The sequence below is a fragment of the Staphylococcus sp. ACRSN genome (assembly GCF_022346615.1).
Taxonomy (GTDB): Bacteria; Bacillota; Bacilli; order Staphylococcales; family Staphylococcaceae; genus Staphylococcus.
Window position 1 is genome coordinate 37727 of sequence record NZ_JAKRNS010000005.1, and the last position, 19634, is coordinate 57360.

The following is a 19634-nucleotide window of genomic DNA, read 5'->3' on the forward strand; positions in this document are numbered from 1 at the left end:
AAATCAATTACCTCTCAATATCGTTTTTTTCATTATTTATGATTTTTATTATATCATCAGTATCAAACAATGGTGTATCTCCAGAAATTGTATGCGCGAGTACACAAGAAGCTGTTGAAAATGATACGATATCTTGTGGCGCCATGCTTGAAAGTTCTCCATGTATAATGCCGCAGGTGTAAGCATCGCCAGTGCCAATTCTATCTAAGATATTAACATCATATATTTTAGAGTAATACATATTTTCGTTACTATATAAGTAGCCCTTAATGGTATTATGAGTGCTATCTTGTACAGTTCGTATCGTTCCTGCAATTTTATTTATGTTAAATTTTTGAGCTACAATAGGTAACAGTTCTTCTAGTTGACCTTCTTTTGTTTGATGGTTTGTTGAAAGGCCTAACGTTTGAATTGCATCTTTTTCACTCATGATGACGATATCGGCTTGTGATAATATTGTTTCGTAAAATGGTTTCGCACGTTGATTACCATTTTCTCCCCATAGGGAAGCCCTGAAATTACAATCGAATACTACTTTAATGTTTTTCTCTTTTGCTGCTTTCACTAATTTCATAATGTTATCTCGTGTTAATTGATTCATAGCGAGTGTGATACCACATATATGCAAGATATCGACACCTTTTAGTGATTGTATTAAATCATATTTTGAAATATCTGTAGTATTAAAACTACTGTGTTGTCTATTAGTATAAGTTACGTTGCTTGGACGGTTACCGAAGCCTTTTTCTAAAAAATACATACCCAAATTGTCGTTATTTTTAATAATCAAATCACTATGAATGCCTAATCTACGTATGGCACCAATTGCAGAGGAACCAATGGAATTATCTGGTACAGCACTGATTAAACTAGAGTTATATCCAAATTGAGCTAATAGTCCTGTAATATTTACGCCTGTTCCTGTAAATGAGTATTTTAAATTCTCGGCTTGTCTAAGCAAAAGGTTATCTGGAACTTCTAAACGCATCATTATTTCTCCGTAAGCAACAATGTTTTTATTCATATTGATCAACTAGAGATTTCATTTTAGTAGTTAGCCATTCTACATCTTCAACATTAGTTAAGCCTGTATCTTTGCTAATTATGGAAGAATATACGTGAGGTATGATTTTGGGAACATTATGATCTAGAGCAATTTTTAAAATAGCTTCAAAGTTTTCTTTTGTAATGCCGCCTGTTGGTTCTAAACCGAAATTTGTTTCTCCACATGCTTGAGCTACGGCTTTATATTCTTCAACTGTATCTAAACCGCCCATTGGAAAGAATTTAATAGAATTTCCACCCATATCTTTAATTAGATTAATAGCTGATTTTATAGGTATAATTGCTTTTTCAGAATCAGTACTGCTTATCGGACCTGTTGAAATATTTACATAACCTACTTTGCCAGAAGGTGACACTAAAGCATTGACCCAAGATTCATCACTTGCATTAGCTGTAGTTTGTCCTACGCTTGTAAATACTTGATTAATATGTGAACCTTGATAACTTTTTGCAATGTCTGAGACAACTTTTGCTTGTCTATTATCACCAGCGCCTAATCCAATTGATATTGCATCATCAATATTTGAACCTAAAGCACGCATACTATCTACAGCATCCTCCACAGTTTTATAATCTTTTGATAATACGCCAACAACTACTTTTTTATCTGCTGCTTGATAGACATCTTGAATATTTTGTTCGCCTTTTGCTAACACGTTAAGCGTTACTCTGCCTTTATAAAATCTGTCTGATATTTTCATTAAATTTCACCCTCCATTATTTGGACAATCGTTTTATAGATAACCTCTATCTCGCCATCTTTTAATGGTCTTGGATCAATGTCAAAGAACCCTTGTTTAACGCCATAATCTCGTGTATAAATAGCAATTTCAGCCGATTTTAATTTCTCAACAACTGATTCTGCAGTTAAAGTTGGTGAATTCACGTGTACACGTGTTCTATAAATTTCTCTGCCTGCTTCATCTTGAACAATTTCTAAATTTATTTCCTTATAATTGTTCAATCTATCTAGCTTTTGTAGTTCTTCTTTTTCATGTATAGAGGTATCTACTTTTTCAAAATATTCATCGAGTGCTTGTAATAGTCCAAAAGTAGATTCTTTACCTACCTTCATACTTCGGCCTATAAAGTGTAGCTGCACTTTAGTTGCATCAATAAATTGCTTTTTACCTGCAATAATACCGGTTGTAGGTCCTTGTATAGCTTTTGATCCACTAAAAATAGCCATATCTGAACACTGTATATATTTTTCTAAGTTTTCTTCTGCAGCTGCATCTACTATAAAAGGAATATTATTTTTCTGTGCGACTTCATATATTTCATCTACGGTTGCCATGTTTTTTTGTACTGCATGATGGGATTTTACAAATAATATTGCAGCAGTGTTTTCATTAATTGCTTCTTGTATATGTTGTGCCTTACCTTCATTGGCATAACCTACTTCAACAACTGATCCGCCACCTAAATAAATCATAGTTTCTATAGGTGCACCATATTGAACATTATGTCCTTTAAAAATAATCACTTCATTTTTGCTAATTTTATCATTATGAAGTCTTTGGCTTTTTCGTTCATTGCCACCTGTTATAACGCCTGCAATTGATAATGCTATCCCGCTTGAAGCGGAGTTTACAACAACAGCATCTTCTGAATTAAGTTTATTCGCAATATACAATCCGGATTGCTTAACCAATTCTTCAATTTCTACATAATTTTGTCCGCCGAATTTCATTGCTTCCATGACTGAGTTGGTTGGTGAAGATACACCAAGAATGCTCATTCTTCCACTGGCATTAATGACTTGTTTTAAGCCATATTTATAATTTAATGAATTTGCCATTTGTAACTACGCCTCTTTCCTTGATAAATTTTTTCGTTTTGACTTTTTGTTGTGCTGAATCTATAAGGGATATTTCTTCATCAACTACATCAAATAGAGTTAAATTTGCTAGAATACCTTCTCTAAATTCTGCCAATTGAGGTTTATTTATAATTTCCGCTGGTTTAAGCGTTACTGCATTAATAATTTCTTTTAAGCTATAGTCTAAATATAAAAATTTTGATAAGACATTAGATAAACTATATACGGGTCCGTGTATTCTGTTTTTTTTATAAATATCAGTACTAATCGTATCAAAATGTATATTTGCGCTTTGTGCTTGCTTAGCTACATCAAAAGAAAAGCTAGCATTGCCATGACCTACATCTAAATTAACGCCTCTATCAACAGCTTCTTTAAGTACGTTCAGTGGTTCTCCATTGTCACCAAATAGATTATTATCTTTACCATTTAAGAAATGTGTAATGACATCGCCTTGTCGTAATAGTGGTATGACATCTTGAATCTTTGGTGGTGCAGATCCGATATGTGTCATAATAGGCAATTCTAATTGTTTACTTATTTCTATTGCGCTTTTCAGAGGAATAGTACCATTACCTTTTACAACACTACTACTTATACGAGCTTTTAGACCGATAATCATATCTGGATATTTGTGTGCGGCAGATATACATAATTCTTTGTCTATCCAAGATAAATTGGATAATTCATCAATTCTCTCTAGGCCTATTTTTGAAATATTTAAGAATGAAAATAATTGTGTATCGCTATATAATGCGCGTTGATACAATTCATCAATCTTATCTGCACCACAACTTCCAGCGTCAACAATCGTTGTAACACCTTGTTTGACCCCGATATCATCTATTTCATCCCCATATGGACTAAAGTCAGAAAATGCATGTACATGCAAATCAATCCATCCAGTTGATAAACAAGACTCAGAACCATCAAAAAGTATGGGTCCTTTTAATGTATTGGGTTTTCCTATATCTTTGATGACACCTGCCTCAAGTGAAACATCCATTCGTGTTTCTTTTTCTACTAATAATATGTTTTTTATTATTCCTGTACTTTTCACACAATATCACCTCGCAAAAAGATTATAACATTATAATGTTTGAAAGCGCAATCATTATAATATTCGAGTAATAAAAATAATAAACAGTATTAAATAAATCTATAATGTATTGAATTATAAAACATATTCCAAATAAAAATGATGTAATATTGACAATTTAAAAATAATATGATTATATTCTTGTGCTTTCACATATATATTTTCATTTCACATATATGAAATGAGGAGGGGGATGGTGAGTATAGTTAAATCTGCAAAGCGTGTATTTGATGTTTTAGAGTTATTGAAGGATGCATCGCTACCGTTGAGTGAGAAGGAAATTGGTGATGCCTTAAATATTCCACCAAGTAGTTTGTTTAATTTACTTAAAACAATGTTGGATTCTAAATATATTAGAAAGGATTATCAAAATAAATATTTATTAGGGCATAAGTTGATTAATTTGGGCAATAGAGCTCGAGAAGATTTGGATTTATATAATGAAAGTTTAACTTATATTAAAAATCTAAATGACAAAATAAATGAAACAATTTTTCTTGCTTATCCTCAATACAATGAAATGATCTATCTAACTAAGATTGATAGTAATAGGTCTATTAGAACGACTGCACAACCTGGAACGAATAAACCGATATATTCCACAGGATTGGGCAAAGCTTGTTTATCCATGTATGACAGCAATTTATTAGATGAAATGTTTGAGCATATTAAATTTGAAGCAATCACACCTAAAACTGTAGGTAATTATGCTGAGCTTAAAAAGCAGTTAGCGATGTTTAAAGCACAAGGTTATGCCATTGATGATGAGGAAAATGAGATGGGATTATATTGCATCGCGGCACCAATATTGAATGATGCGCAGCAAGTTGTTGGTGCAATAAGTTGTGCTGGACCTAAGGAAAGAATTATTGAAAATAAAAATATCCCAGGACTTATTAAGCAAAATGCTTATTTTATTTCTAAGGCAATGGGTTTAACGAGAAATGGAGTGAATATATATTGACTGTAATTTCATATGGAGAAGTCATGGGTGTATTTTCAATTAATGATGGTAAGTTCGTATATCAAGATCGTGCACAATTTGATATTGCAGGTGCGGAAGTTAATACAATGATTGGTTTAGCTAAATTAGGTTTATCTTCACAGTTTATTACTGCTGTAGGTAATGATGCGATAGGGGATGCTATACGATATCAGTTGAATGGCGAAGCTGTAGGAACGCATTTTCTAACAACACTAAACAATTTTTCCACTGGACTCATGACTAAAGAAAGAGGCGTATCCAATACGATTCGTGTAGATTATTTTAGACAGAACAGTGCAGTGAATCATTATGATATTAATCCTTTTTTTAAAGATATTTTTGAAAGCGCAACCATTTTGTATATTACCGGTATTACACCGGCATTAAGTGAATTAACTTACAACACTACTTTAGACTTAATTAAAGAAGCGAAAACTAGAGGATTAACAGTGATTTTTGATCCGAATTATCGAAAAAAATTATGGACTCAAGATGAATTTAAGTGCTTTTATAACAAAATTGCCCAAGATGTAGATATTTTACTAACCGGTAGCAGTGAAGCACAGATTATATTTGGAAATAAAGCGAATGAAACGATTGCGAAGGAACTTAATCATAAATTGTTAGTTATTAAAGATGGTTCAAACGGTGCCTTTTTTGCAAATCATAAAGCGCAGTGCTTTAAATCGGCATATCATGTTCAGGAAATTGATTCGGTAGGTGCGGGTGACGCTTTTGCTGCTGGATTAATATATGGTCTTGAAAAATATGGATTGGAAAACTTAGCGCAAATGTCTCAATATGCGCTAGCTATGGGCGCATTGGCTACAACGGCTTATGGAGATTTTTATGGGTTACCAACGCTAAATGAATTAGAAAAATTTATAAATCATCAACTAAGTGATGTGGAAAGGTAGTGCATTATATGAACACTGATGTAATAAAAGAACACAAAATCATATCAATCATTAGAGGATATGATACTGAAGATACATTGAAAATAGTAGAACAACTATATGAAGCGGGGATTAAACTAGTTGAAGTCACGTTGAATTCTCCGGAGGCATTGAAATCTATTAGCGATTTAAATGAAATTTATGGAGAAGCAATGTATATAGGCGCAGGTACTGTATTAAATGCAGAAGATTGTCAACAAGCCATAAATGCAGGAGCAAAATTTATTATTTCGCCAGATACGAATAAAGAAGTAATAACATGTACGAAAAATAATCATATCATTTCCATTCCAGGTGCATTAACACCTTCTGAAATTACGTTGGCCATGAATACCGGTGCAGATATAGTGAAAGTATTTCCAATATCTGAAATGGGACCAGGCTATATCAAAGATATTTTAGCGCCATTAAATGAGGCTGATTTATTACCGACGGGTGGAATTAATTTAGAAAATATCAAGCAATACATTGATGTAGGTGCAATTGGTGTCGGTGTTAGCAGCGCGATTGTAAAAAGTAATCTAGAAATTAATAGAACAACATTGAATGAAATCAAATTGAAAGCGGAGAAGTTACTTGAAAAGCTAAATTAGGAGGCTATTAATATGAAAATTAAAAGTTATGAATTGTATCAGGTACCACCGAGATGGTTGTTTTTAAAAATTACAACAGATTGTGGTATTTCCGGTTGGGGTGAGCCAGTCATTGAAGGTAAAGCCGCGACTGTGAAAGCGGCAGTGACTGAATTAATGGACCAAATTATTGGTGAAGATCCGAGTAATATTGAAGGATTATGGAATCAAATGTACCGTTCTTCATTTTATAGAGGTGGTCCAATATTGATGAGTGCAATTGCTGGTATTGATCAGGCGCTTTGGGATATTAAAGGAAAGCATCTTAATGCACCAGTGCATCAATTATTAGGTGGTAAAGCACGTGAAAATATCAAAGTCTATTCATGGATTGGTGGAGATAGACCTACAGATGTTGCGATAGAAGCTCAAAAAGTTGCAGATAAAGGATTCACAGCAATTAAAATGAATGCTACAGAAGAATTACAATATATTGATGATTTTAGGAAAGTTCAAGATGTTGTTGAACGTGTAAGTGCGATTCGAACGAAAATGGGAGATGACTTTGGTATAGGTATTGATTTTCATGGTCGCGTACATAAACCTATGGCGAAAATTTTGTTTAAAGAATTAGAACCGCTCCATCCATTATTTATTGAAGAGCCTGTTTTACCAGAACATAATGATAGTTTGAAACATTTATCGAACTTTTCGACACCAATTGCAACTGGGGAAAGAATGTATTCACGTTATGATTATAAATCATTATTAGCTGAAGGTTATGTAGATATTATTCAACCTGATTTGTCTCATGCGGGTGGTATTACGGAATGTAAAAAGATTATATCTATGGCAGAAGCTTATGATGTTGCAGCGGCACCACATTGCCCACTGGGACCAATTGCTCTAGCTGCTTGCTTGCAAGTAGATGCAACTTGTCACAATGCAATTATACAAGAGCAAAGTTTAGGTATTCATTATAACAAAGGAAATGATTTATTGGATTATGTGAAAGATAGAAGTATTTTTGAATATGAAAATGGTTTTGTGAAAATACCTGACGGACCTGGTTTAGGCATTGAAATTGATGAAGACTATGTTAAGGAAAAAGCAAAAGAAAGTCATAATTGGAAAAATCCAGTATGGAAACATAAGGATGGCTCTATTGCCGAATGGTAAAGGGTCGTAAGGGGGATAAATATGAGCTTAGTTGGCGTTATATTTAGTGTAGTTATCAGTGTCGCCATTCTCTTAATTTTAATTATAGTATTAAAGTTAAATACATTTGTTTCATTAATTATTACATCAATCATTGCTGGTTTATTTTTAAACATACCAATGGAAAAAATAATGGGAAGTATTGAAAGTGGAATAGGAAGTACACTTGGTCATATTGCTTTAATATTTGGTCTTGGGGCAATGTTAGGTAAATTACTTTCTGATGGTGGTGGTGCGAATAGAATTGCAGAAACACTGATTTCGAAATTTGGAGAAAAATATACACAATGGGCAATCATCATTGCTTCGTTTATTGTGGGTATAGCCTTATTTTTAGAAGTTGGTTTAGTATTGCTTATACCATTAGTATTTACGATTGCCAAAAAACTTAAGGTATCACAATTAAAAATTGGAATTCCGATGATGGCGGCGCTTTCCGTAACGCATGGCTTTTTACCGCCACATCCCGGACCCACAGTTATAGCGAAAGAGTTACATGCCAATATTGGAGAAGTACTCATGTATGGCATCATCATTGCGATACCTGTAGCGATTATATCTGGACCTTTATTTTTAAAAGTGGCAGAAAAAATTGCACCCTCTGCATTTCGAAAAGAAGGGGATATTTCGGAATTAGGCTCTCAAAAGCAGTTTTCCGAAAATGAAATGCCGAGTTTTGGTTTAAGTGTTTTTACAGCATTATTACCTGTGATATTAATGTTATTATCTACGATTTTACAATTAATAACAGGTCACGAAGATGGTAAGGGTATGAATTATATTGAGAACTTTGTGTATTTTATAGGTACAGCAGGAACAGCTATGGTGATTTCAGTTATATTTGCTATATTTTCTATGGGATTATGGAGAGGAAAACGAATTGGAGAAACAATGGAGTCTGTTACGAACTCGATTTATCCAATTGGCATGATGCTACTTATTATTGGTGGCGGTGGTGCATTTAAACAAATTCTAATAGACGGTGGCGTAGGCGATACGATTAAAGAGAGTTTTACAAATACAGCTATGTCTCCGTTACTGTTTGCTTGGATTATAGCTGCGGTACTGCGTATTGCATTGGGATCTGCAACGGTAGCAGGTATCTCGACGACGGCAATTATATTACCTATTGTACAAAATTCGGACACGAATGTTGCACTTGCTGTCCTGGCAATAGGCGCTGGAAGTCTAATCTTTTCTCATGTTAATGATGCGGCGTTCTGGATGTTTAAAGAATATTTTGGTCTGACTATTAAAGAAACATTTTTAACGTGGTCGCTTTTAGAAACCATTTTGTCAGTTTCAGGAATTATATTTATCTTATTTATAAGTTTGTTTGTATAATTCAAATGCTACGGCATTATTTATGTAGATAAAGATGATTCAGGAAAGGCATTTTGGAGCGTAAAAGAAAAATTATTTGCATGGTATAAACAAGTAATTCAATAAAACGGTATAGAAATATAATTGTAAAAATGCGCTTTGGAAATTAATTGTAAAATAGTATTGCAATACAAAATCCCCCGTTAGATTGGTAGTGAAAAGCTAATTTAATGGGGGATTTGTAATCATCATTAATTATGAAAAAATTCCTTAATATTCATATACATAACCGAAAAATGCGTCATTTAATCGCATCTTCCAAGCAAGAAGCGGTTTATAAGGATTTTAAAAATATTATTAGTCGCTTAATGTTGGAGAATACTCAAATTAAAGATGACGAGCTATCTAGGCGTATTAGAAATTCAAAATATCCAAAATTATTATGTGATTTATATAGCAGTGCATTAACTGAATTATTAAGGCAATGGTTAGAACATAAATATGAAATTTCACCTGAAGCATTGGTAGATTTCATTGAAAGTGAATTTATCGGTTGTTAAAAAGTGCACAATTAATTTTTAATGCTATTTATATCAGTGAAATTTAATAAAACTTTACCATTTGTATGATGATGAAAAGCATAATTTAATGCCTCATTGATATCATTTATAGTAAATATTTTTGGATCAATATCAGGAACAATGTTTTCATTTTCAATCATTTGAGATAGTGCTCTTAATTGATTACCATCAGCCCGTACAAAGACAAATCTATAATTGACGTCTTTTCGGTTTGCTTTTTTATCAAATTTTTTACCTGCTAATGAGAATAATTTAGTTTTTAATTTTGAAAAACCATTTTTCTTAGCAAAATATTTGTTTGGTGAATTGATTAAACTTACTATTGTACCGCCAGGCTTGATAACAGACAATTCTTTATCGAATTCACTTGGTCCTAATGTATCTATAATATAATCTACATCTGATAGTAGATCCCAATAATTTTCTTGCTTATAATCGATATATTGATCGACGCCTTTATTGATAAATTGCTTTTTTAATCTAGGACTACCAGAAACAATGACATTAAGTCCTAAAGATTTGGCAATTGGTACTGCCATTTGACCAAAACTACCTGATCCTCCAGGGATAAACAGCGTTTTCCCAGATTCTATATTAAGTTCTTCAGTTAGCGCTTGATAAGCAGTTAAACCAGTCAATGCAGCAGCAGCACCAGTTTTGAAATCTAAATTATTCGGTAATAATGAAATGTATTTTGCATCAACTGTGACATAATCAGCAAAACTACCAATTTTTTCAATAGGCAACCGCGTATATACAGAATCCCCAACAGAAAATTCATTTACTTCAGTTCCAATATTTACGATTGTGCCTGAAAGTTCGTTACCAAGCGTAAAGGTTTTTTTATAATCTTGAATTAAGCGTACTTTTCCAGAAATAGTTAAATTTTCTAATGGATTAATTGCAGCATATGCAACTTTAATTAATACGTCATTGGAATTAACTTGGGGAATTGGAATTTCATTGACTTTTACGTTTAATTTTTTATTATATTTACTAAGTTGAATTGCTTTCATACTTTTACACCTCTTTATATTTTAATATATTATGATAGTATATTGATTATGGAAAAACAGAAAATAACACGACGTTTAATAATTAATACTGCGCACACATTGATTCAAGAAACTCAAAAATCTGAAATTTCACTTTCGAAAATCGCCTCTGCACTCAACATAACGCACGCAGCAATATATAAACACTTTGAAAACAAACAAGATTTATGGATTGCTGTTTGTTCAGACTGGTTCCAAACATATATCATTAATAATATTAAAATTGATGATGACGCATATGTTGATAAACAGTTATGGTTACATGATTATATGTGGGCATTTGTTAATGCCAAAAAGATGGCTTATCATTCAAATCAATTGATGTTTGAATTAAATACGTATTATGTTGAAAAAGATCCTTTTATACTTCAAGAAGTGTTAAAACCTTGTTTTATACGCATACAACAAAAAATGGATTATGATAAAAGTAATCTATATAAACCTGAAATTATATTATCAGCGTTTTCAACATTTACACTTCCTATGTTTAAGGATACTTGGAACCTACCAGACTATGAGTTGCGATTTGAAATGACTTGGGATTTAATAAAGCACAACGTATAAAATAAGCGATGATTATTAATATCATCGCTTATTTTTTTATTTTTCATTTAAGAATAAATTTACATGTTGAGCAAATCGATATGGATGTTGATGTAAGTGACCATGACCTGCTTTAGGATAAATAATTAATTGTGCATCAGGAATATTTTTACTTAAAATAATACTATTTTCTGTAGGCACCATAATGTCATTATCACCATTAATTACTAATGTAGGTTGCTGTATTTTATTAAGTTGATTTAATGCTTGATCATGATTACCATTTGACCATTTTGCAATCGCTGCTAATTGTGCATCACGGACTTGTAAGCTACTTTCAATAGTCTTTTGGTTTAAGATGCGCTTTAATGAAGCAATACCTAATTTTTTACCTTTTTCAGTGTCAGGATAGAATAAAAATAAGAATGTATTTACTACATCTTCCTGATTTCCATCTTCTCTATGCATTGCGTCTTGTAATTTAGGGTGTGTAGGTGATATTCCACCTGCTGCAGAAGTTCCGGAAAGAATAAGTTTACGAATGAGTTCTGGGTGTTGAATTGTTAGTACTTGTGCGACCATACCACCAATTGAAAATCCTAATAAATCTACTTGCTCATACCCTAATGCAGTAATAAATTGAAAAGCATCTTCTGACATCTCTGCAATCGTTGTTGGTGTTTCACCATTTGTATAACCAATACCAGTATTATCAAATAAAATAACTGGTCGTTCTGCTGCAATATGTTCTAGCATTGCAGGGTCCCAATTTTCCATTGTCCCGCGAAAATGTATTAAAAATACGAGAGGGATACCGTCGTTCTTTCCTAATTTTTTATATGCATAATCTATTTCTCCAACAGAAATATAGCTGTTTTCAGTAGGTAAAGTGAAATTTGTCATAGTAAATCTCCTTCCAAGTTACATTTTTTATATTTTGTAACTACAAAGATAGCATAACGTTTTGAAAATTTCTATGATTTAGTATTTTGATTTGGAAATTATATGGAATTTATATGATTTGAGGGGATAATGGTGGTTATAGATAGGTATTAAAATTAAAAAATTCTAATGTATAAATATTAGCAAAAGATATTAGGTTAAATGCCTTCTTATAATTTGCTTTAGTATAATTAAATTAAGAAATAAAAAGCTCTCTATCTGTAAAAGGATAGAGAGCTTTTTATAAATTTATTCGAGTTCTTTCAATTTATTTATGACTGTTACCATATCATCGTTGATTACTAAGTTAGCATCGTTATCATATGGTGTAGCATCTCTGTTGATGATAATAAGGTTTTCGCCTTCAAAATTTGAGATAAGGCCAGCGGCTGGTTGTACAACGAGTGATGATCCAAGTACAACTAAAGTATCTGCAGTTTTGATTTTATGAAGGGCGTTGAATATTGTACCTTGATTTAGCATTTCTCCATAAAGTACGATATCTGGTCTGATTGGACTCCCACATGTTTCACAAACACGTAATTCTTTAGTGATAACATCCGTTTTTAAATAATTATGATTGCAATTAATGCAGTAAAATCTATTGAGTGTTCCATGTAATTCGTCAACATGTGTACTACCAGCATCGGCATGTAAACCGTCAATATTTTGAGTGATAACGCCTAGGGAACGTTGTGCTTGTTCTAATTGAGCGATCCATTGATGAACACTATTAGGTTTTTTATCGGCAAAAAGTAAGTATTGATGGCAAAAATTAATAAATCCTTCAGGATCACTGTTTAAGTAATCATCACTTAATAAGTATTCAGGTGAATATCCATTTTTTGCAATTTCATCATATAACCCACCTACAGAACGGAAGTCAGGTATACCACTAGCTACGGATATACCTGCCCCTGTGAAAAATACGATTTTATTTGAACGTTCAATAATGTCTTTTAACTTTTTAATGCTACTTTCCATGCTTATCACTCCATTAAAGTTTAAAATCTATAGTCTCTATATTACTTTATAATAATTTTAAAATTTTGGACCGCTTTTATCAAATATGCAAACTAGACAAAAAAGTTAATAAGTAGTTGTTTGACGTATTTTTTCACAGCATCTATTATACTAAGGTTAAATGTAAGGAATCGAGGTTAGATAATTGAAAAAATTATGGATGACTATTTTAAGTATATTCGTTGTAGTTGTTATCGTTAGTGTAATTGCGTTTACTTTTATGAATAAAAAGCATGATTCAAAAGGTACAAATCATTCAGAATCTATAAATCAGCAAATACCTACTTTATTTTTACATGGCTATGCGGGTAGTGTTAATTCAGAAAAATATATGGTGCAAAGAGCTGTAGAAAAAGGTGTTTCTAAACAAGTTATTACAGCAATGGTATCAACAGATGGGAAGGTTTCATTAAAAGGAAAGTTATCAAAAAAGACTACAAATCCAATTGTTCAAATAGAATTAGAGGATAACAAACAGGGAGATTATGCAAAAAATGCGCAATGGTTTAAAAGTGTAATAACCAAATTGCAAAGTAAATATCACTTTAACAAATTTAATTTTGTCGGCCACTCAATGGGCAATATGACATTATCACAATATATGCTTACATATGGAAATGATCAATCATTGCCACAATTAAATAAGCAAGTGAATATTGCAGGTCCTTTCAATGGTGTCTTAAATATGAATGAAAAAGTAAATGAAATCAGTGTGGATTCAAATGGAAAGCCAAGTCGAATGAATCCGCCATATCAAAGCTTCCGTAAACTTCAGCAAATATATAAAGGAAAAGGGATTGAAGTACTAAATATCTATGGTGATTTAAAAGACGGAACGCACTCTGACGGAAGTGTATCTAATAGTTCTGCACGGTCTTTAAAATATTTGTTAGGTAATAGTCCGAAAATATATAAAGAAAAACAATTTGAGGGTAAATCAGCGCAACATAGCCAATTACATGAAAATAGTAAAGTTGCAGATGAATTGATTCAATTCTTGTGGAAGCATTAAGGGAATTTTTAAGTATAGTAAACAAAAATGAAATCACGGATCATCCTTCGAATATAAAAATTAGAAACTGGAACATAAAGATTCGAAAAATAACAGGTTAAGGCACTAATTAGTGTCTTAACCTGTATTGATTTTTGGTCATGTTTTATGATTAGAATAACATTTTATCGCTACCAAATGTATCGCCTAGAGCTTGTTGTGCGAGCACATTTAAGTAGTTCCAAGGGCGATCGAAATCTGGTTGGAAGAAGAAGTCTACATATGCAAGTTGTTCGAGTGTCCAACTTGCATTAATTGCGACTGATAGCGTATTGATTGATTCTGCTAAGTCTTCTTTGGACATGATTTGACCGCCGAGTATACGATGAGAATCTTTGTCGAAAATAATTTTCATGTGTACTTTAGTATCATTTTGCATAAATTTAGGTCTCACGAGCTCTTCAACATATTTTGTACCTAAATTACCGTTATAATCTTCTGATTCAAAGCCATGAACGCCTGTTTGTCCAAATTTATAATCGAAGAGTGATAAACCAGATGTACCTGAAACTTTTGGCATTTTCAGTGAATTACCGGTCATATTTTTAGCTGCAATCACACCTTGTCTACGAGAGTTTGTCGCTAAAGCTATATAACGTTGCTCATCTACAGGTGCATAAGGAATCATTGTAGCATCTCCGCCGGCATAAACATCTTGAGCAGATGTTTGTAGATAATCATCAATTTCAATAATACCTTTAGTGCCAAGTTTAAGTTTACCGTCTAACCACTCAGTTGCTGGCGCGACACCTACGGCAAAGACTACAGTATCTGCTTCATAAGTGCCTTTGTCTGTAACGACTCCACTTAAATCACCTGATTCATCAGCTTTTAATGCTTTAACGGTTTCTCCACCATTAAATGTTAAACCATGAGATTGAGCATTAGATTCTAAGATATCTGTAAATTCTTTATCTAGATAAGTGCTTAATATGCGTGTGTTGACATCGATAATCTTAGTTTCGATACCTGCTTTAGTGAATGCTTCTGCTGCTTCGATACCAATATATCCACCACCGACTACAATTGCTTTTTGAGCTTTAGACATGCGATCTTTGATGGCATCAGCCCATTCACGACCACGCATAAAGTAAACATTATTAACATCATCTATGCCGTCTACGGGTGGTGTTACTGGCTTGCCACCAGGACTTAAGAATAATTTATCATAAGTAACTTCTGTTGTTTGCCCATTTTCATTTACTGTAATAGTTTTGTTGCTAGTATCTAAATCTACGACATCACTATTGATATGAACGTTGACACCTTGTTGTTGATAAGAATCAGCATTTGCATAATGTAGTGAGTCGAGTGAAGGTGAGATATCTTCTAAGTAGCTTTGAATACCACATGATAAGAAAGAAGGTTTATCACCTCGCTCGTATAAATGAATTTCAGCTTCTGGCTCTTCTTTTAAAAGTGTTTGTATCACTTCAAATCCTGCATGTGAAGATCCGACTACTATATATTTCATTATGTTTACCTCCTTGATATATGAAAAAAACGCTTAATAACGTTTTAAATAAAATATTATTTGTCTTGCTTAATACATATACCACTTAGATTAAATATTATTCTAAACAATTTTGTGAACAAATTATATTGAAAGCGCTATATATTGTTTGTGTTAGATTGGCAAATTTATGAAAATAAGCATCGCTATCGTATTTGAAACGCAAAAATTGTTTAGTTGAATTTGCAAAAAGAGTTAGAATGTAAATTTGAAAATTTTATGAAAACTTGACATATCAATAAAAATTTACAAAAACCCCTTTTAATTTAAGTCGATTTTTTGTAATATAGCATCTATGATTTTTTTGAAGAGCGATTAGATTGATTTATTATAAGGGAGGGGAAGAGTAATGAGAAATAATAATTTAATCTTTATTATTTTTATGATTGGTACGTTTACAGTAGGGATGGCAGAATATGTAGTTACTGGTTTATTAACACAAATTGCTAATGACATGCATGTTTCTATTTCTAGTGCAGGTTTGCTCATTAGTGTTTATGCAATAAGTGTGGCAGTCATCGGACCATTTATGAGAATTGCGACGATTAATTTTTCTGCCAAAAAGTTATTACCAATCCTTGTTGGTATATTTATCGTAAGTAATATTATCGGTATGATGGCACCAAACTTTTATGTACTATTGCTTTCAAGATTGTTATCTGCAGCGATGCATGCACCTTTCTTTGGGGTTTGTATGAGTGTTGCTGCAACGATTGCACCACCTGCTAAAAAGACACAAGCGATTGCATTAGTTCAAGCAGGATTAACGATTGCAGTAATGATAGGAGTACCTTTTGGTTCTTTCTTAGGTAGTTTTACAAACTGGAGAACTGTATTTGGTATTATGGTTATCTTAGCGATTATTACATTTATAGGTGTGCTTAAATTCACTCCAAATGTAAGTTTGAGTACGGAAGCTAATGTAAAAGATGAACTAAAAGTATTTAAGAATCCACATATTCTTATTATTATAGCGATTATCGTCTTTGGCTTTTCAGGTGTGTTTACGTCTTACACATTTATGGAACCAATGATTCATGAATTTGCACCATTTAAGACGGTCGGACTAACGGGATGTCTATTTATGTTTGGTTTAGGTGGTGTTGTTGGTAATTTAACGACAGGTAATATTCCAGAAAGAAAGTTAACTCAGTATTTATTCTATACTTTCTTATTATTGCTCGTTACAATTGCATTATTCGTAACGGTATTACATGTTGCAGTATTAGCATTAATTATCTGCTTTATGTTTGGATTTGGTACATTTGGTACGACACCACTGCTTAATAGTATGATTATCTTAAATGCACATGAAGCGCCATTGTTAGCAAGTACATTAGCAGCTTCAGTATTTAATTTGGCAAACTTTATCGGTGCAATTTTAGGTTCACTATTATTGAATATTGGCTTACCTTATATTGAAATTACATTTGTTTCAGCAGGTATTATTCTGTTAGGTATTGTATTGAACTTTGTCAATTTCTTATATGAACGTAAAACCATGCGTGAAAATTAATCATATACAAAGTAAATGCATGAAATGATTTAAATTTAAGAAAAAATAACAGGCTACGGCATTGATATTGTCGCAACCTGAATCATAGTTTAATCAGTTACTGAAGTGGGGCGAAAATCTTTATTAAAAATAAGGTTTCTGTCCCATTTTTTTGTTATTTAGATATAATTCCAAATTGCTTCAAGGCAGTTGCTAAATTTTCTTCAAAATGCTCTGTAATGATCGAACCAATATATCCATCAGGTCTTATCAATATAATTGTATCGGTCGTAAGACCATAATTTTTTATAATGTTTTTTGAATAATCAGCAATACCTTGGGATGAATTTTCAACATTGTTAATTTCATAATGTTTGAGTATTTGTTCAGAAATGTCATAAGCCTTGCTAGTAGTTATTGCATGTTTTCCATACGACAACAACGTAAAATGTGTTCCTTTAAACAACTCGAATAATCTCTTATTTTCTCCTGAGGTTTTAAATTTGGCATCAGGCGCTCTATCGCCAGATTTTAGTGTGTCTGTTTGTGGCGTTTCTTTGGAAGCAAGTGGTCCGCCGTAATATGAAATACTTAACTGTCTTTCTTCATCACCACGTTTTAATCCAGTTACACTATTATTTTCAATCTCTGAATATAATTCATTAGACTTGTTTAGCACACGTGCTGCTATAGGCTGGCGTTCCGCTTCATAGGTATTTAATAACGAGTCGTCGGCAGTACCGTGAATAACTTGACCAATTTTCCAACCAAGATTATAAGCATCTTGTACTCCTGTGTTTAATCCTTGAGCTCCAGCAGGTGTATGAACATGTGCTGCATCACCTGCTATAAATACACGTTTATTTCTGTACTTTTCCGATAAACGAACATTAGGTCTAAAAACAGAAGTCCAAGTAATGTCATAGATTGTTTTACCAATTAAAGATTTTAACTGTTGTGTTAATACTTGATGATCTAAATCAATTTCATCATTAGGTTGAACTCTAATCATGACTTGGAATTGATCGGAGTGAGGCAAGGGGCATGCTGCTACTTGTTTACCTTGAACTTTAGGCCAAACATGCCATCTTTTTCGAGATAAATTATCAATTGTACCATCAATGAGTATCATTCTATCTTCTTCGTGTGTTTCCCCAACAAATTGGAAGTTGGACAACTTACGTACTTTACTAGCACCTCCATCAGCTCCTACTAGGTACTGACAATAGACAACTTCACCAGTAGCAAGTGTCACTGAAATCCCTTCTTGATCTTGATTGTAATCTGTGACTTCTGTACTGTACTCAATATTACATCCGTGGCTCTCAATTAATGTATGCAATATTTGATCAGTACGAAATTGAGGTATTAACAATGTATTCGGATATGGAACATCAGATGTGATTTTTTTCTTTTTTTGCATTTTAAAAGGTAAAGTTAAAGGTCCTAAATGTATGCCCATAAGTGGATATAATGTGCTTTGATTTTGTATTTCATTTAATATACCTAAATCTTCAAAAATTTCTTGTGTTCTAGGTTGAATACCTTTTGCTCGAGATCCTTGAAATGAATGAGGCGCTTTGTCAACGATTCTAACGGATATATCTCTGCGTAATAAATCAGCGGCTAACGTTGTTCCAGTTGGTCCGGCTCCAACAATAAGTACATCAGTATCATAAGTTTTATTCATTTATATAACCCTCCGTTATTTTTAAATAAATTTAAGTAACAAGGATTATTGTAGTGAGAAAAGAAAAGGTACGCATTAACAATTGTTAATACATACCAGTTAATTTCTATTTTTTATTCTACTTAATGAAACAGATGTAATGCCTAAATAAGAAGCAATATAATGGTCAGGGACACGCTTTATAATTTCGCTGTTATTTTGTAATAGTTCTTGATAGCGTAATTCTGGAGAATTTTTAATTCTTGATAAAAACAAATGCATATAGTTGATAAATCTTTTACTCATAAATGCTATGAACTCTTTATTAATATCAGGTTCTTTATCAATTAATGTATCAAAAGTTTGTCTATTAATTTCAATTAGTACAGTATCTTCTATGGTTTCTATTGAAAAATCACTTGGTTGTTGAAGGTAGAAGCTTTCAAAAGATGATACAAATTGATTTTCGAAAAAGAATTGTAGTGTAATGTCTTTACCATCATCATTATGCCAAAGTCTAAGTGCTCCTTTTTTCACGATATAAATACTATTTGCAACATCACCTTCGTATAATACAGTTTCCTTTTTAGTAAAAGTAAGTTCGTTGAATAAATGCATATATTGTTGTAGTGATTTGATCATATATTTAACCTCTAAATTTGGATGGAATTCATAATTCTTTTTATCAGTATAACACTGGAAAATATCGATTTATAATACAG

At 32.6% G+C, this 19634-nt stretch carries 19 protein-coding genes; 9 read left to right on the forward strand and 10 right to left on the reverse strand.

The genetic code is table 11. From position 1 onward, the window contains the following. Positions 1 to 7 precede the first annotated feature (7 nt). Genes MHZ36_RS06130 through MHZ36_RS06145 form a run of 4 tightly spaced genes read right to left on the reverse strand, consistent with a single transcriptional unit; the run spans position 8 to position 3893 of the window. Positions 8 to 1024, reverse strand: coding sequence for a sugar kinase (locus tag MHZ36_RS06130; RefSeq protein ID WP_239230318.1), 1017 nt, complete (start codon positions 1022 to 1024; stop codon positions 8 to 10). Next, entirely contained in the window at positions 1017 to 1766 is a 750-nt protein-coding gene (gene dagF / locus MHZ36_RS06135) for a 2-dehydro-3-deoxy-phosphogluconate aldolase (protein WP_239230320.1), read from the reverse strand. Before dagF ends, MHZ36_RS06130 begins: the two co-directional genes overlap by 8 nt. After that, on the reverse strand, positions 1766 to 2866 hold the full coding sequence (locus MHZ36_RS06140; RefSeq protein ID WP_239230322.1) for a DgaE family pyridoxal phosphate-dependent ammonia lyase: 1101 nt from the start codon (positions 2864 to 2866) through the stop codon (positions 1766 to 1768). The genes dagF and MHZ36_RS06140 overlap by 1 nt, the downstream gene beginning before the upstream one ends. Beyond that, a complete protein-coding gene (locus MHZ36_RS06145; RefSeq protein ID WP_275432155.1) occupies positions 2844 to 3893 on the reverse strand; it encodes an amidohydrolase/deacetylase family metallohydrolase in 1050 nt (349 codons plus the stop codon). Before MHZ36_RS06145 ends, MHZ36_RS06140 begins: the two co-directional genes overlap by 23 nt. A 289-nt stretch (positions 3894 to 4182) precedes the next feature. On the opposite strand from MHZ36_RS06145, the gene MHZ36_RS06150 reads away from it, so the two are divergent. The 6 genes from MHZ36_RS06150 to MHZ36_RS06175 all read left to right on the forward strand — a co-directional run bounded on the left by MHZ36_RS06150 (position 4183) and on the right by MHZ36_RS06175 (position 9600). Further along, on the forward strand, positions 4183 to 4950 hold the full coding sequence (locus MHZ36_RS06150) for an IclR family transcriptional regulator (protein WP_232161430.1): 768 nt from the start codon (positions 4183 to 4185) through the stop codon (positions 4948 to 4950). Next, positions 4947 to 5888 (forward strand): sugar kinase, encoded by a 942-nt coding sequence (locus tag MHZ36_RS06155; RefSeq protein WP_239230326.1) that lies wholly within the window; start codon positions 4947 to 4949, stop codon positions 5886 to 5888. Before MHZ36_RS06150 ends, MHZ36_RS06155 begins: the two co-directional genes overlap by 4 nt. 8 nt (positions 5889 to 5896) lie before the next feature. Continuing rightward, the gene (locus tag MHZ36_RS06160) at positions 5897 to 6520 is read left to right on the forward strand and encodes a bifunctional 4-hydroxy-2-oxoglutarate aldolase/2-dehydro-3-deoxy-phosphogluconate aldolase (protein WP_239230328.1); all 624 of its coding nucleotides are present in this window, start codon (positions 5897 to 5899) and stop codon (positions 6518 to 6520) included. 12 nt (positions 6521 to 6532) lie between these two features. Beyond that, positions 6533 to 7678: a galactonate dehydratase gene (gene dgoD / locus MHZ36_RS06165; protein ID WP_239230330.1), complete on the forward strand. Its 1146-nt coding sequence runs from the start codon at positions 6533 to 6535 to the stop codon at positions 7676 to 7678. Positions 7679 to 7699: 21 nt separating this feature from the next. Further along, positions 7700 to 9061, forward strand: a complete 1362-nt coding sequence (locus MHZ36_RS06170; RefSeq protein WP_107590122.1) for a gluconate:H+ symporter — start codon at positions 7700 to 7702, stop codon at positions 9059 to 9061. A gap of 236 nt (positions 9062 to 9297) precedes the next feature. After that, positions 9298 to 9600, forward strand: coding sequence for a TetR-like C-terminal domain-containing protein (locus tag MHZ36_RS06175; RefSeq protein ID WP_239230332.1), 303 nt, complete (start codon positions 9298 to 9300; stop codon positions 9598 to 9600). Positions 9601 to 9611: 11 nt separating this feature from the next. Here MHZ36_RS06175 and MHZ36_RS06180 read toward each other — a convergent pair whose 3' ends face one another. Beyond that, complete coding sequence (locus tag MHZ36_RS06180; RefSeq protein WP_239230334.1) at positions 9612 to 10637, reverse strand: NADP-dependent oxidoreductase; 1026 nt, start codon at positions 10635 to 10637, stop codon at positions 9612 to 9614. 48 nt (positions 10638 to 10685) lie between these two features. On the opposite strand from MHZ36_RS06180, the gene MHZ36_RS06185 reads away from it, so the two are divergent. Further along, positions 10686 to 11240, forward strand: a complete 555-nt coding sequence (locus MHZ36_RS06185; RefSeq protein WP_239230336.1) for a TetR/AcrR family transcriptional regulator — start codon at positions 10686 to 10688, stop codon at positions 11238 to 11240. A gap of 36 nt (positions 11241 to 11276) precedes the next feature. Here MHZ36_RS06185 and MHZ36_RS06190 read toward each other — a convergent pair whose 3' ends face one another. Both MHZ36_RS06190 and MHZ36_RS06195 read right to left on the reverse strand, forming a co-directional pair. Beyond that, a complete protein-coding gene (locus MHZ36_RS06190) occupies positions 11277 to 12122 on the reverse strand; it encodes an alpha/beta fold hydrolase (protein ID WP_239230338.1) in 846 nt (281 codons plus the stop codon). A gap of 288 nt (positions 12123 to 12410) precedes the next feature. Further along, on the reverse strand, positions 12411 to 13145 hold the full coding sequence (locus MHZ36_RS06195; protein ID WP_239230340.1) for an NAD-dependent protein deacylase: 735 nt from the start codon (positions 13143 to 13145) through the stop codon (positions 12411 to 12413). A 259-nt stretch (positions 13146 to 13404) separates the two neighbouring features. Here MHZ36_RS06195 and MHZ36_RS06200 point away from each other — a divergent pair, with 259 nt between their 5' ends. After that, a complete protein-coding gene (locus MHZ36_RS06200; RefSeq protein WP_239230586.1) occupies positions 13405 to 14196 on the forward strand; it encodes an alpha/beta hydrolase in 792 nt (263 codons plus the stop codon). A gap of 151 nt (positions 14197 to 14347) precedes the next feature. Here MHZ36_RS06200 and MHZ36_RS06205 read toward each other — a convergent pair whose 3' ends face one another. Further along, complete coding sequence (locus MHZ36_RS06205; RefSeq protein WP_239230341.1) at positions 14348 to 15709, reverse strand: FAD-dependent oxidoreductase; 1362 nt, start codon at positions 15707 to 15709, stop codon at positions 14348 to 14350. Positions 15710 to 16097: 388 nt separating this feature from the next. Between MHZ36_RS06205 and MHZ36_RS06210 the strand changes: the two genes are divergently transcribed. Next, complete coding sequence (locus MHZ36_RS06210; RefSeq protein ID WP_239230342.1) at positions 16098 to 17264, forward strand: MFS transporter; 1167 nt, start codon at positions 16098 to 16100, stop codon at positions 17262 to 17264. Between the two features lie 154 nt (positions 17265 to 17418). Here MHZ36_RS06210 and MHZ36_RS06215 read toward each other — a convergent pair whose 3' ends face one another. Then, positions 17419 to 18933: an FAD-dependent monooxygenase gene (locus MHZ36_RS06215; protein WP_239230343.1), complete on the reverse strand. Its 1515-nt coding sequence runs from the start codon at positions 18931 to 18933 to the stop codon at positions 17419 to 17421. Between the two features lie 99 nt (positions 18934 to 19032). Beyond that, positions 19033 to 19554: a Crp/Fnr family transcriptional regulator gene (locus tag MHZ36_RS06220; RefSeq protein WP_239230344.1), complete on the reverse strand. Its 522-nt coding sequence runs from the start codon at positions 19552 to 19554 to the stop codon at positions 19033 to 19035. Positions 19555 to 19634: the final 80 nt, after the last annotated feature.

Coding starts and splice junctions, on each gene's coding strand:
- MHZ36_RS06130 (WP_239230318.1), bottom strand. CDS start 1,024: ATGAATAAAAACATTGTTGCTTACGGAGAAATAATGATGCGTTTAGAA.
- dagF (WP_239230320.1), bottom strand. CDS start 1,766: ATGAAAATATCAGACAGATTTTATAAAGGCAGAGTAACGCTTAACGTG.
- MHZ36_RS06140 (WP_239230322.1), bottom strand. CDS start 2,866: ATGGCAAATTCATTAAATTATAAATATGGCTTAAAACAAGTCATTAAT.
- MHZ36_RS06145 (WP_275432155.1), bottom strand. CDS start 3,893: ATGGATGTTTCACTTGAGGCAGGTGTCATCAAAGATATAGGAAAACCC.
- MHZ36_RS06160 (WP_239230328.1), top strand. CDS start 5,897: ATGAACACTGATGTAATAAAAGAACACAAAATCATATCAATCATTAGA.
- dgoD (WP_239230330.1), top strand. CDS start 6,533: ATGAAAATTAAAAGTTATGAATTGTATCAGGTACCACCGAGATGGTTG.
- MHZ36_RS06170 (WP_107590122.1), top strand. CDS start 7,700: ATGAGCTTAGTTGGCGTTATATTTAGTGTAGTTATCAGTGTCGCCATT.
- MHZ36_RS06175 (WP_239230332.1), top strand. CDS start 9,298: ATGAAAAAATTCCTTAATATTCATATACATAACCGAAAAATGCGTCAT.
- MHZ36_RS06180 (WP_239230334.1), bottom strand. CDS start 10,637: ATGAAAGCAATTCAACTTAGTAAATATAATAAAAAATTAAACGTAAAA.
- MHZ36_RS06185 (WP_239230336.1), top strand. CDS start 10,686: ATGGAAAAACAGAAAATAACACGACGTTTAATAATTAATACTGCGCAC.
- MHZ36_RS06190 (WP_239230338.1), bottom strand. CDS start 12,122: ATGACAAATTTCACTTTACCTACTGAAAACAGCTATATTTCTGTTGGA.
- MHZ36_RS06195 (WP_239230340.1), bottom strand. CDS start 13,145: ATGGAAAGTAGCATTAAAAAGTTAAAAGACATTATTGAACGTTCAAAT.
- MHZ36_RS06200 (WP_239230586.1), top strand. CDS start 13,405: ATGAATAAAAAGCATGATTCAAAAGGTACAAATCATTCAGAATCTATA.
- MHZ36_RS06205 (WP_239230341.1), bottom strand. CDS start 15,709: ATGAAATATATAGTAGTCGGATCTTCACATGCAGGATTTGAAGTGATA.
- MHZ36_RS06210 (WP_239230342.1), top strand. CDS start 16,098: ATGAGAAATAATAATTTAATCTTTATTATTTTTATGATTGGTACGTTT.
- MHZ36_RS06215 (WP_239230343.1), bottom strand. CDS start 18,933: ATGAATAAAACTTATGATACTGATGTACTTATTGTTGGAGCCGGACCA.
- MHZ36_RS06220 (WP_239230344.1), bottom strand. CDS start 19,554: ATGATCAAATCACTACAACAATATATGCATTTATTCAACGAACTTACT.